We start from the raw sequence: 13,514 nt of genomic DNA on the forward strand, positions 1-13,514 counted from the left end.
CGCTTCGATGTCATCGGCGACGGCGTGGGCAGGGCGCAAGAGGCCGCCAGCGGGAGCCGCGGAGGAACCTGCTTCGTAACCCAATCCATGAGTGTGCGCGCGTCGGGTGCGGTCCCCGGTGATGCCGGAAACAGGGCTGGATCGACCGCTGGCAGTTTGTCGAAGACGGTGAGCCGCGTCTCGATGGTGGTGCCGTGCTTGGCATAGACGGCGCCGTCGATGCTCGCGGTGAACACGACGCGCCCCCGCTCCTGCAGGCGCATGAACGCCTCGCGCCAGGCGGGATGCTCCGGGCTGACATTGACGCCGGTGATGGACACCAAGCGCCCGCCCTCGGCGAGGCGGGCGAGCGCGGACGCGATGTGTCGCAGAGCTGCGTCGGCCATGCGACCGGAGACGTTCGCCAGCGCCGAGAATGGCGGGTTCATCAGTACGACGGTTGGGACTGCGGCCGGGTCGAGGTAATCATCGATCTGCGCCGCATCGAAGCGCGTGACGGGAACGGCCGGAAAGAGCGAGGAAAGGAGGCTGGCCCGGGTGTCCGCCAGTTCGTTGAGGATCAAGGTCGCGCCCGCGATCTCCGACAGGATCGCGAGCAGGCCGGTCCCTGCCGAAGGCTCGAGCACGCGGTCGGAGGGCAGGATGGCGGCAGCGGTCGCCGCGATGAGTCCGAGCGGGATGGGGGTCGAGAACTGCTGGAACGTCTCGCTGTCGATCGAGCGGCGCGAGTGCGTGGGAAGCAGGCCGGCGACTTTCGCGATCAGCGGCAGCGCATCGGCCGCAGAGCCGGCTTTGTGCAAAAGCGCGTTGCCGTATTTGCGTAGGAAGAGAACGGTCGCTGCTTCGCAAGCATCATAGGCCAGCTTCCAATCCCAGGCTCCGGCAGCATCGGATGCGTTGAAGCTCGCTTCCATCGCTTCACGAAGCAGGGTGGCGTCCACACGTCGGCCGGCTTCGAGATGGGGGAGGATGGATCGGGCGGCACCGAGCAGTGCGTCGGTTCGGGCGGCGCGTGGCAGATGCGATGCTGGCGTATGTTCTTGCACGCAAGGTGCGGGACGATCGTGCATGGGGAAGACCTCAAGGAGAGCGGGAACAGGACGAGCCCGTGGGCGCTCTCTCTCGACCGTCCGGGCTCAAACCCGTCCCGGCCCCTCTCTCCCTCTCGCGAGACCTAAGCGTGCCTGCTTCAACCGAAGCGCCGGCCCGCTTCGGTGAAGGTGTAGCCGTTCGCTGCAATCGCCTCGTCGACGGCCTCGTCCGAGGTCAGATGCTCGTATTCCCGTTCGAGCTGGCGGTAGAGCCAGCCGGCCAGATCTCGGAGCGCTTTGGAGACGGTATTTTCCGCATCGGTGGTCATGTCCTGACCCGTGGGGCTGTCGCGATCGACCGTGATGGCCATGCAATGCTCGTGATAGTAGCGCCCCCGGTGGGTTACGGTGGCTCGGAGCTGGTAGTAGTTGCGCCGCTGAACAGCCTGGAGGGTGTCGGCGATCCGGTGAAGCGCGGTATCCGTTGGTGCAAAGGCCCGGATGCGGCGGGCGGCGGCTCTCGCATGTCTGTAGTCGCCCTCGAAGCAGGCCCCGTCCCCCTGGCTCCAGAAGCCCGAAAACCAGATGCAGGGTTTCGAGCGGGTGCCGCCGCCGAACAGCCGGACAGAGCGCGTCCTGAGGCTGATGCCCAGGATCGTGCAGATGCGTTCGAAGTCGTCATAAACGAACTCGAACCAGTCATGATCGAAGCCGCCTTCGCGATACCATCCGCGCGCGGCGTCCTTCGCCGCGTCGGAGAGTTCGTCGAGCCGATAGACGATGGTTTCGATGATCTCAGGCATCGGGATCACCTCCGTCCAGAGCGGTGGCGAGCCATCCATCGGTGTCGATCCATCCGACCGTATCGCCGGTGCCGAGGTCGAGGATGTGCGCGCCACCGCCGAAGGAATTGAGCCGCGGCCGCGAGCATGTGTTGGCGTACTGAAAGCCCCAACGGCCCTTGAGACCGAACTCCGCAGCGCAGAGCTTCACGAACTGGATCAGCCGTTCGGGATCGCCGGAGACGTCATCCCGCAGCCAGAGCTGCGAGCCGCCGTGCTCGGGCTGGATGGAGACGAGGAAGCCTTCGGACGGCGGTTCCTCCGCAGCGCCAGCCTCGGTCAGTGCGTTGTAGAGATCGAGCGCGCGCGCGGCATTCTGGGGAGTGCCGACGTCGAGCAGGCACGAGAAGTGCGTGAAATAGTCTGCCATGACAGTCTCCCGCGAACATGGAAAAGCCCGGCGCGGCGACCGGGCTGATGGAAAGGACGTGTGAGGAGAGATGCGGGACCGCCGGAGCGGCCCCGCCTGGATCGGCTACTCGGCCGCGTTGGCCGGGAGCGGCTCGACATCCTCGTCCGAAGCTTCCTCGTCGCCTGAGAGGAACGCCGGCAAATCCTCGGAGCCTGCCTCGGTTTCGGGTTCGCCGGGTTCGGACGACCTTTCCGTATGGGCAAGCCGCAACGGTTCGGGCAGCCACCCGGTGTCGGCGAGGAGGCGTTCGGCCTCCTTGGCCATGTCACCCTTCTTCAGATGCTCGATGAGCTGCGCGGCCCGGTCTCCGGCGCCCTCACGCACGGCCTCGACGATGCGGCGCTTCGGCACCCGGCCGAGATAGTTGTCGACGGACGGCCGCCATCCGGCCCCGACCATGTCGAGACCGGTTGCGCGCGCAAGCCGATCGGCCTGCGTGAGACGGCGTTCGAGACCGTGCTGGGACACGCCGTTCCCGCCATAGGGGTTCGGCTTTTCATAAAGCGCATTGACGCCGAAGCTTACGCAGTGGGCGAGCAGGGAGAGCCGGCTCGCATCGTCGAGTGCCGACAGCCAGTCCCAGAGCGCCTGATCGTCCTGCGGAAGATCGGCCTTCCAGGCGTCCTGACGCTCCGCGATCGCGCGTGCGGAGGGGCTGTCCTTGAGGTCGGAGGCCTGCGCGGGGAAGAAGACGTGTCGCACGGACGCTTCGAGGCATCCGCCGCCGGTGCTGGTGCGCTGGAATGTGTCGATGACGAGCTTGTGCAGCAGCGCCGTCAGCGCGATCTGTGGGTTGCTCGCCACGGCGTCGCGCAGCGCGAGCGTGCGATGGGCGGTCAGTTCGATCACCAGGCGCTCGGGCAACGGCTTGATCACGTCGTCCTCGTCGTCCTCGCTTTCGATCGGCTGCCCGCCGACCGTGATGACGGTGCGGGACGTGCCGCTCGGTCCGGGTTCGCCGGCATGTGCGCTGGTGGCCGCCGTAGCGCCACCGGTCTCGTCATCGGGCAGGACGAGGGGCGCCTCGTCGTCCGGGCGAACATAGCCGCGGTCGACCACGAGCCTGCCGTCCGCGCCGATGCTCACGAAGACGCCAGCACGCGTGATATCGCAGGGATCAAAGATCACCGGCCGGGTGTCGAGCTCTTCCAGCAGGGCCTCGATCTCGCCGAGCCGCGCATCGACCTCGTCTGGCAATTCGTCCGCACCTTCATACTCGGCTTCGAGCCGCTGATATTCAGCGTTGAGCGCGTCGATCGTCGCCTGCTCGTCAGCCGATCGTTCGGCGGCGACACCGTCGATCTGGCGCAGACCGTGGGTGTGACCGTAGGGGAAGTCGGCAGCGACCTCGATCCACTTCCAGCCTTCCGCCGCGATGGCCTCGGCTTCCGTCTTCAGCTTGGCGGCAACCAAGGTGTCGAGAAGGGCGGCATCTGCGAGCCAGCCGCCATCGTCCTGTTGGAAGAGATCGCGCAGGACCGTGCCGCCGGCCGCTTCATAAGCATCGAGCCCCACGAACATGGCGCGGCGGTCCGATGCGCGCACTGTCTTCTCGGTGAGCATGCGGCGGATCTGATAGGGCTCCTTGGACCATGAGCCAGCGACCGCCTCCCAGGCCTGTTCCTGCCTTGCATGGTCGGCGCTGACCGTGAAGGCCATCAGCTGCTCCAGCGTCATGCCGTCCTCGGCGTAGATGTCGAGAAGCTTCGGAGACACGCTGGCAAGGCGCAGACGCTGCTTCACCACATGGGCGGAGGTGAAGAAGGCCGCGGCGATGTCTTCCTCGGACTGGCCCTTGTCGCGCAGCGCCTGGAACGCCCGGAACTGATCGAGCGGATGCAGCGGGGCACGCTGAAGGTTCTCCGCGAGGGAGTCATCTTCGGCCAGGATCGATGTCGCGGGATCGCGCACCACACACGGCACGGGAGCAGTCTTGGCGAGGCGCTTCTGCTTCACCAGACGCTCGAGCGCCCGGTAGCGACGGCCGCCGGCCGGGATTTCGTAGAGGCCGGTCTCGGCGCCGTCGGCATCGAGGATGGGACGGACGTTTAGGCTCTGCAGGAGGCCGCGGCGGGCGATATCCTCGGCGAGTTCTTCGATCGACACGCCGGCTTTGACGCGCCGGACGTTCGATTGCGAGAGCGTGAGCTTGTTGAAGGGGATGTCGCGCGACGGCGACAGGGTGATCTTCTGAATGGCAGTGGCCATGACAGGTCTCCGCGACGGGCGGCCGGGAGCCTCTCTCCCGACCTCCAACCCGTCACGAAAATCGGCGCAGCCCTCTTCCTCTCATCGCTTCCGGAAAGCCGGAACACCGTAGAGCCGGAAAGACGGGACTGCGCCGATGCTTGGAGCGGGCTCGAGTGCGTCAGGCCGCCTCGCGTGCCGCCTCGGAGGTTGTGGCAACCGCCTGACCAGCGTCGCCGGTGCTTGGTGCGAAGGCCAGCAGCCAGTCTGCCGCTTTGCTCGCCTGGCTGGCTGCACGGACAATGGCGCGATTGTCCTCGCGCAGGATTTCGGCCCAGGATCCGATATAATCGGCGTGACGGACGGTCGGGGCGATGCCGAGGGCTGCGCAGCAGAAGGCCGAGGCGATCTCGGCGACCAGCTCCTCGAACGCGTATTTCTTGGAGCCGAACGAGCCGGTGAGATCACGTCCCAACCGATGGGCCGCGCCGCTGGCATGGGCGCATTCGTGGAGCGCCGTGCGATGCCAGTTGATGGGCTCGAAGAAGGCCTGGGGCGGCGGCACCATCACATAGTCAGGTGCCGGCGCGTAGTAAGCCCGGTCGCCGCCGATGCGAAAGTCGATCCCGCTCGCCCGGATCAGCGCGTCGACCGTGGGCTCGATCAGCCCGGGTTCGGGCGCCGGCACGGCGGCCACGAGGTCCTCAGGCAGGCCGTCACACTGAGCGACGTTGAAGACCGTGAAGCGCTTCAGGAACGGGATCGCCTGTGCCTCCTCACTGGTCTCTCGCGCACGACGGCGTTCATCGTCCGGCACGAAGCGGTCGGCATAGACGACGGTGGTGCCGCGCTCGCCCTTCCGGACATTGCCGCCGAGCGACAGGGCCTGGCGGAAGGTCAGCCAGCCTTGGCTCGGAAAGCCAAGCGAGATCACCGCGCCCCAGAGGATCAGCACATTGACCCCCGAGTAGCCGCGCCCGGTCGCAGCGTTGGTCGGCATGGCGAGTGGCGCTTTGGCCGCGGCCGTCCCCCAGGGCTGGACCCAGGGCAACCGTCCGGCCTCCAGTTCGGCCAGGATCTTGCCGGTGATTTCGTCATACAGGCTCGTCCGGTCGGCGCTCGGCCGGCCGCGTGGATCACGTTTCGACATCGCGGGTCTCCGCGACGGGCGCCGGAAGCCTCTCTCCCAGCCTTCAACCCGTCACGGCACAGCCGGCCTGCACTCTCACTCTTGGGGGCGTTGCAGGGGCTCCCCGCAGAAGGGGTCGGCAGAGACAAAGCTCGGCCGCAGGGGAAGGCTTTCCCCCTCAATCACTTCGCGAATTAGCCAGCACCGTTGACTATCAATCAGCGGTGTTCTGGCTACCAATCTGCCGTCGTTTTGGCCTATCAGTTACTTGTGAGCTGGGTTAAGGAAATTGATGCCATTTCTTGACCACATTCAGCAGGGTTCGACGCAGGGGAGTGAAGTGAATTGGCTGTCCCTTTAAGTGAAGCACTGGTCACCTATTGCTCGGACACGCGAGCTTTGGAAGCTCTGCCAACATCAACCGAGACTACGTTCTACCCCGATGTTCGAACACTTCTAACAGCAGTCTTAAAGTCAGAAAATCTGCCCTTTGATATTCGTACCGGTACGTCCGAGAAGGGCACAAGCAGCCACGATATGCCCGACTTTGTCCTTGGTAACGGAGCGTTATTCGTGGGGGTATACGGCGAGGTCAAACGCGCCAGCACTAGCCTGCATGACCTCGCGGTCTCAACTGAGCAGAAGGATCAGATCGGACGATACCTCGCACAAACAGGGGTGGTGCTTTTATGCAATGTGCGGGGCTTCGGTTTGCTCGTTTGCGATCCGAGCTACGCCAGGGGCGGGACGACACCCGTCCCACCAGAACGTCGCGTCCTGCTGAAGACTGTCGATCTGTGGTCTGCAGTCAGCGGCGGGACAAAGCCGAAGGTCGACGCCGAGGCTATCGTCGCGCTAGTCGATATCGTGACCCGGGCCGTGACCGATCTGGCGCGCATCGGAGCGCCAGCTGATCTGGCCAAAATTCTGGCACGACAAGCCCGCGATGCGAAGGACGCGCTCCCGGTCGATTTGAAGCCGCTCAAGCCACTGCTTGACGACTATCGGCAGGCGCTTGGTTTGGCCTTCGATGTCGATGACGAGAAGGGCGCTCGATTCTTTCGGTCGTCGCTGGTGCAATCCGTCTTCTACGCCCTCTTCGCTGCCTGGATCCTCTGGGACAAGAAAGCCGATGACGATGCGTCCTTCGACATCGACGACGCCCACAGCTTTCTGCCGATCCCTTTCCTCGACGCGCTGCTCCATGACATCCGGCACCCGTCGCGCATGAAGCACCTTGGACTTGAGCCGCATCTCGCCCGTGCCATTGCGACGCTCAATCGTGTTGATCGCCTGCTGTTTCGCGGGCGGATGACATTCCCGACCATCGATGGCGAGAGCTCAATTGCAGCGATTACCTATTTCTATGAACCGTTCCTTGAAGCGTTCGACCCGAAGCTTCGGGAGGATTTGGGCGTCTGGTACACACCGCCCGAGATCGTTCGCTACCAAGTGCGTCGGGTTCACTATCTTCTGAAGACCGAGCTAGGCCGCCCGCGCGGGCTTGCCGATCCCGACGTGATCGTCCTGGACCCCTGTTGCGGGACAGGTGCGTACCTCCTCGAAGTCGCGCGCTGCATCGCCGAGGAGCTGATCGCTGAAGGCGACGCGACGACCGTTGGCTTGGAGCTCACGAACGCATTTCAGGAACGAGTGATCGGCTTCGAGATTCTGACAGCACCGTTCGCGATCGCTCAGTTGCAACTCTACCTGCTTCTTGAGCAGCTCGGCGCTAAGCCTGATCCGAATCGGCGGCTCGCGGTTTTCCTGACGAACGCTCTGTCGGGATGGCATGAGCATGGCGACGTGAAGCTCAACTTTCCTGAAATGCGGGAAGAGTTCGACGCTTCGCAACAGGTCAAGCGTGATGCTCGGATCATCGTCGTCTTGGGCAATCCGCCTTATGACCGTTTCACCGGCGCAGCCCAAGCCGAGGAAGCTGAGCTTGTGGCCCACTACAAAGGTATCAAACTCGTCGAGCAAAAGACGAAAGACGGCGCGGTCAAGATGGATGGTTTTGGCCGGCCGCTAATGAAGCAGCGTGGTAGTAGCCGCTTGTACGAAGAATTTGGGGTCAAGAAGCAGCTACTAGATGATCTCTACATTCGATTCATCAGGCTCGCTGAGGAGCGTATTGGCCTCGCCGCAGAGTACGGTGTGGTCTCCTACATTTCTAACTCGTCGTACCTCACAGGCCGCTCCCATCCCTTGATGCGGCGATCGCTCCTCGCCAATTTCGACGCGGTCTGGGTCGATAACCTCAACGGCGACAAATACCGCACGGGCAAGATGATTCCCAATGGGCTGACCGGCGCCGGAACGCGTGACGATAGCGCTTTCACCACGGAGATGGACCCGCGGGGCATTCAACCAGGAACGGCGATCGTCACATGGATCAAACGCACCGGTGCTTCGACTCTCCCCGCGGATACAGAGGTCCGGTACCGCGACTTCTGGGGCACGGCAGCGTGGAAGCGCCAGGCGCTGATCGCGAGCTTGCCTAGCGGGGTTGGGAATACGCCTGACGCGGCGCCAACCTACGAGGAAATTCACCCGAGCGCCGAAGGCCGTTGGCGTCTCTCGCCGCGTGTTATGGAAGGCGGCTTCGAGGCTTGGCCTGCGCTCGACGAGCTATTCCCGGTTACGGTTCAAGGTGTGAACCATAATCGAGGTATGGAGGGGTCGGTAATAGACGCAGATAGGAGCGTTTTGGCCAAACGGATCGCCGGTTACATTAAGAAGCCTACGTTTGCCGCTGCCTCCGCCGCATATCCCGGCCTCGCGCCGCCTACCAAGCCCGATGGTAAGCCCGCAATCGTTGGATACGAGCCGGAGACAGTATGGACAGCGCTGAGCAGCCTCGGCTTCGATCAGTCGCGCCTAAAGCCATTTCTAACATTTCCGCTCGATCAACGAACGATCTACTATGAAACTCGGACCAAGTTACTGAATCGCGCTCGCCCGGAATACGAGTCCAACTTATCTGGCAACGAGTTCCTGCTGACGGTTCCAGAGCCGCGCAAGGAATCGGAAACACGCCCTCTTTTCGCGACGACGCTTGCTAACCTGCATGTCCATGAAAGGGGGTCTGTCGTCTTTCCTCGCGAGACCGTTAACGATGACCTATTGGCACACCGCGACGCCAATATTTCCGAGCCGGCTTGGCGTGTGCTGCGCGACCACTTTGGTCTAATTGGCGAGCGCAGCGGGGATGACGCGCGCGCCTTCGTCGGCAAGCTGTTCCGCGTCGCCTTCGCGACGCTTCATGCGCCTAGCTACCAGTCCGAGCATAAGAGTGCGTTGTCGAGCGATTGGGCTCACCTGCCCATACCCAAGGACGCAAACTTACTCGGCAGGCTGGTCGATGCCGGCGAGCGGGTAGCCCGTTTGCTCGACGCCAATCGCGATGCACGCGAAGTGGTCGAGGCGGTGCTCTCGCCCGAGCGAGCAAAAATGCTCGGCCAGCTGCGTCGCTTGGACGGGGCCAGTGTCACAGCTGACGACCTGAAGCTGACCATCACATACTGGGGCGGTGGGAAAGGCAAATGGACAGCGCGGCAATTTCTCGAGCCGGAATTGCCGGCGCCGACATGGGACGCCGCGTGGGGCGAACGAACCGGGGATCTATACCTAAACGCGCAAGCCTACTTCGCGCACGTTCCCGAAGCCGTTTGGACTTATCAGCTCGGCGGGTATCCGGTTTTGAAAAAATGGCTCGGCTACCGCCAAGCCGATAGACGTGACGGCAACCCGCTCACTGAGGATGAGCGCCGGTGGCTCCGGCAGATGATCCAGCGCATTGCCGCGCTGTTGGCAATGGGTCGAACGCTTGACGCTCTCTATCAGGAGTGTGCAAGCGCGAGCTTTACGTCGGTTGAACTTGGCGTTCGAGTATAGTTTCATTTCAACGAGGCCGTCAGCCGGTTGACGGCTCGGTTTGCCATCGAAAACGATATTAGATCGCGATTTCGGGCACGCCCGCGGCAGTGAGGAGCTGATAGAGCTCAGCGACATTGTTCCGATTTCCGCGTTGCTGGCAAAAGGCGAAGATCGCGCGCTGTCTTGCCCGTGATAGTGCTACAAAAAATGCGGCGACGCCCTCTGGATCGCCAGGGGTGTGGGCCCACCAAGCCCAGTCGTCGAGGCCGACGAAGATGATGGTGTCGTACTCCAGCCCTTTGCTCTTATGAACGGTCATCATGGGGATTTGGTCGAGCCCTTCGAACGCGTCGAGGCAGGCGGTCCAATTCGGCGCGCCATCGGCGCAGCCGAAGAAGTGAATGCAAAAAGCCTTAAGGATGATCTGGAGCTGATCACCAACCCCATATTCGGCATAGGTTCGGGCGATCGCGCCAAGATCCAGGTACTCAAAAACCCGTTTGACGAAATCGAGAGCGCTTTGTTTCGACGGAGCGGTGGCCGCCATGTCGGTGCGCAAGGCAGTGAGAAATGCGCTGAGTTCCGCTTCGACCTTGGCCGCGCGCGCATCATCGTCAGGCCCGGCAGCGCGCAGCGCCAGGACCGAAGAAGACACCAACTGCCATGCGGCCGGTGCGCGGCGTGTCGCGCCCAGGCGGAAGATAGCGATCGCAAGCCGGCTTAAGTCGTCGGAAAGCAAATCCTGAAGCGAGGTTTTGCCGAGGGCATGGCTTTCGTTCCGGATCCGCAGCCCTTGAGCAGCGAAGGCACCAGCGAGTTCTTGCTCATAATCATCGGACTTCTGCTTCACGAGGAGCGCGTAGTCGCGCGGCGCTCGGCCTCGGATGGCCATGTCGTTGGCGATCCATTGCGCTAGATGAGCGGCTTCCGCCGCCTTGGTCTGACTGAACCAGACCTGCGCTACGTCGCCATCCACCTGGCGAGGCGTCTGAGCGACCGTTGGGGCGGTATTTGGATCGAGAGCGCGTGCGACGACGTGCTGGATAGCGACAAGGTCCGGTGAGGAACGGAAATTGAAGATGAGAGGGAAACGGGCGCCTCCGAAATCCGCCTGCAGCCGCTGAAAAGCGTCCTGGCGCGCACCAGCGAAGACCATGATCCGCTGCTTGTCGTCACCGACGCCGGTAATGATGGTTTGCCCACCAGAGAAGGCCGAATGCAGGAAGTCGTATTGCGCGTAGGTCGTGTCTTGGAACTCGTCTACGAAGACAAAGGGATAGGTGGCGATGAGTGCCCGGCGGATGTGGGGATTGGCGCGCAGCAGCAGCTCGGCAAGGCGATTTATGCCCACGAAGGTGAGGGCGGAAGGCTGCCCCGGCCGCAGTTGGGTCGCCCACCAGCGGGCGATCGTGAACTCGGCGGCGTTCTGCGGCGCGATGGGTCCGGTCGGTAGGCGGTAGCTGCCGACGATTTTAGCTTCAAAGTCGCTCGCGCTGTAGCCAGCGATGTCGGCCTGCCAATTCGGCGGCGCATTGAGCCTGGCGAGCGTGAGAAAGCTTTCTATCGCCGCGCGCTTTGGGAAAGCGATTTCATACGGGCGCGTCGGTCCCCAGTCGGCGGGAATCGCATTGAGAAATCGATCGACTAGGCTCTTGGTGAAGGCGTCGAAGGTGACCGACACGAACCGGTTGGCGAACTCTGGCGGGCAGCGTCGGCGCAGGCGAGATGCGAGATTGTTGGCCGCATCCGTTTTGAACGAAATTGCGAGCACGCGATGCGGCGCTCGGCAAATACCCGTCTCGAGCAGATAGTCCGCACGCTGGGCGAGAAATTCGGTTTTGCCGGCGCCGGGGCCTGCGACAACGCAAGCCGATCCGGCGTGGCGTAGGGCGCTCCATGCCACCGGTTCTAGGTCGTCGATACCGCTAGGGCGCCAATCCTCTGGTCGAATAAGGCGCATAATCAGAAGCCGGCGGCCGGCGGTGGCGGTGGTGGCGGCGGCGGCGTAAGGCGAGCGACAATTGAATTCAGGAGAGCCCGCAGTTCTTCAGGGGCGCCGACTGCGAGCGCGTCCGGGTCTTGCGCGCTCAACACCCGGACGTGGGTGCTTGGCTTGCCGCGCCCCAAGAACAGATAGCGATACCAGCGCATGAAGGCGTCTTGGTCGGCGGCATATAGGTGAGCTTGGCCGTCTTCACCGAGTACCGCCGTGCGCGGTTCGCCGAGGGGCGACGGTCCTTGACGACCGGGTTCAATGACCTGGTAGGCCAGCGGGAAGGCCTTCAGCATCGAATAATCAAGGTCCAGCGGCGTGCAGAAGAAGACATTGAACTGACGCAGCCAGTTTATCCAGTTTGTGAGACCCGCTGTGTCTGCGACCGGCAGGGCGTCGAAGGCCGTGAGGTTCGCCGCCGGCCCAAGCGGATCGAGGTGCTGTCCGAAAATGGCCTGAGGCGTCACGTTGTTTGCGAGCAGTTGAGTGCAGGCGGTCTTAATACGCCCCCATCCGCCACCAGCTCGACCCCAGTCGAGATCAAGTAGTGTGGCGTAGGGGATATCGAGGTCGGTCAGCAGCCGCCAGAGGTGGTTAACATGGCGCCCGCCCAACGGAACGACCGCGACGAAAGATCGGTCGATGTCGAGGCCCATCGCTTCGGCGAGACGCGGGAGCACGACCTCTTCGGATGCGCCTTCTCCCAGCACTACGAAGCGTGCGAAATAGAGCTCTGGATAAGTACGCACGGCCTCGCGGATGAACTTCGACGCCTCCTCCTCGCCGACAGGAAGGCTTACCGGGCGGATGCCGGCCGTTCGATCAAGAGGATTAAGGCGAAAATGCCGTACCTGCGTGGGATCGACCCTCGCGAGGATGCTTGGAGAATGGCTAGAGACCACGGCCTGCGCCTGTGGCGACTTCGTCAGGTCCTGTATCTGCCGGATGATGCGGGAGAGATAAAAGGGAGCTAGGTTGTTCTCGGGCTCTTCGATCGCGATGAGAGTGAGCGCTGGCAGCGGTACGCCGCCAGCTTGGAATCCGGCGCTGGCGGGATCAGCGACGATCCCGGCTTCAGTATCCAGAGTCGCCGCGGTCATCGCCAGGTGAAAGAGCGACCGCTGGCCGTCGCTCAGGTCATCAAGAGCCCGCTCTCGACCGGCCTCGTCGGGGCGGAAGACCACCTCAACCTTGCGGATGAAATGCTCGAAACGCAGATCGAGGGGGCGGAAGACCGGCGTGGTGTCGGTGCCGGCGGTGTACACTTCCTGCCACCGCCGCGTGACAGCTGCGGCAATCACATCGACTGCCGGCTCCCCGGCGAAAGCCCCGTTCAAGGTGGCGCCGGCGTTCGTGAACGTGTCCCGCACTCCCTGCGACCAGTTGATGGCGCGCCACAGCCTGCCGCGAAGAAACGCCGTCACCTGCGACGCGCCGTCCCGGGTCGCCGGCACGTAGATCATTTGGATCCGCGTCCGGTCGGTTGCCTTCAACTCAGTGCAATCAGCGTCGGTGAACGCCCCGAAAGTTCTAACCGCCCAGTATTTATGCTCAATCGCTCCGTCGAGCGAACCATCATCGGTCCAAGTCGCCTCGAGACGTAGGCGGCATTTCAGCTTGCCTGCTACTTCGGCAGCCATCTGGTGGAAGAATTCCGGAATCGCCGCGCTGTCGGCACCGTCCTCGTCCAGTTCAGGAAAGGCAATGATCACCTCGAGCACGAAGGTTCGCTGAAGTGGTGCTACAAGTTCGGTGGAAGGGACGTGGAAATCCTGGCGCCGAAGGCGTCGCTGATCGCCGGTCACGCCGAAGAGGCGCTGCAGCGCCTGCATTATGGCCGTTTTCCCTGCGCCATTGACGCCGACAAAGGCGGTCAGATCGGGGGTGAGGTCGACGCTGGTCGCTTCAGGACCGAAGCAACGGAAACTCGTTAGACTGAGCCGTTCAACAAACATAGCTACTCGACGTCCCACTAGTTATGGGCTCACGCGTTAAGTTTGCCTTGATCGGCAGTCGCGATGTCCCAAGATTCTGCCACTTA

At 63.0% G+C, this 13,514-nt stretch carries 7 protein-coding genes and 1 pseudogene; 1 reads left to right on the forward strand and 7 read right to left on the reverse strand.

Going from position 1 to position 13,514, the window contains the following annotated elements; genetic code table 11:
* The 5 genes and pseudogenes from K2Y03_RS00910 to K2Y03_RS00930 all read right to left on the reverse strand — a co-directional run.
* Nucleotides 1–1,070: pseudogene (locus K2Y03_RS00910) on the reverse strand (methylase); the annotation flags it as partial.
* A 119-nt stretch (nt 1,071–1,189) separates the two neighbouring features.
* Nucleotides 1,190–1,834, reverse strand: coding sequence for an antitoxin of toxin-antitoxin stability system (locus tag K2Y03_RS00915; protein ID WP_294087522.1), 645 nt, complete (start codon nt 1,832–1,834; stop codon nt 1,190–1,192).
* Nucleotides 1,827–2,243: a hypothetical protein gene (locus K2Y03_RS00920; protein WP_294087524.1), complete on the reverse strand. Its 417-nt coding sequence runs from the start codon at nt 2,241–2,243 to the stop codon at nt 1,827–1,829. The genes K2Y03_RS00915 and K2Y03_RS00920 overlap by 8 nt, the downstream gene beginning before the upstream one ends.
* A 105-nt stretch (nt 2,244–2,348) precedes the next feature.
* Nucleotides 2,349–4,493: a ParB/RepB/Spo0J family partition protein gene (locus K2Y03_RS00925; protein WP_294087526.1), complete on the reverse strand. Its 2,145-nt coding sequence runs from the start codon at nt 4,491–4,493 to the stop codon at nt 2,349–2,351.
* A 160-nt stretch (nt 4,494–4,653) separates the two neighbouring features.
* A complete protein-coding gene (locus tag K2Y03_RS00930; protein WP_294087528.1) occupies nt 4,654–5,622 on the reverse strand; it encodes a zincin-like metallopeptidase domain-containing protein in 969 nt (322 codons plus the stop codon).
* A 516-nt stretch (nt 5,623–6,138) separates the two neighbouring features.
* Here K2Y03_RS00930 and K2Y03_RS00935 point away from each other — a divergent pair.
* Nucleotides 6,139–9,498: a type ISP restriction/modification enzyme gene (locus K2Y03_RS00935; RefSeq protein WP_294087530.1), complete on the forward strand. Its 3,360-nt coding sequence runs from the start codon at nt 6,139–6,141 to the stop codon at nt 9,496–9,498.
* 58 nt (nt 9,499–9,556) lie between these two features.
* Here K2Y03_RS00935 and K2Y03_RS00940 read toward each other — a convergent pair whose 3' ends face one another.
* Both K2Y03_RS00940 and K2Y03_RS00945 read right to left on the reverse strand, forming a co-directional pair.
* Nucleotides 9,557–11,383 carry an ATP-dependent helicase gene (locus tag K2Y03_RS00940; RefSeq protein ID WP_294087532.1) on the reverse strand — a complete coding sequence of 609 codons (1,827 nt, stop codon included), beginning with the start codon at nt 11,381–11,383 and terminating at the stop codon, nt 9,557–9,559.
* 59 nt (nt 11,384–11,442) lie between these two features.
* Nucleotides 11,443–13,428, reverse strand: a complete 1,986-nt coding sequence (locus tag K2Y03_RS00945) for an AAA family ATPase (RefSeq protein ID WP_294087534.1) — start codon at nt 13,426–13,428, stop codon at nt 11,443–11,445.
* Nucleotides 13,429–13,514 lie beyond the last annotated feature (86 nt).

It is taken from the genome of Sphingomonas sp., from assembly GCF_019746015.1.
Taxonomy (GTDB): Bacteria; Pseudomonadota; Alphaproteobacteria; order Sphingomonadales; family Sphingomonadaceae; genus Sphingomonas.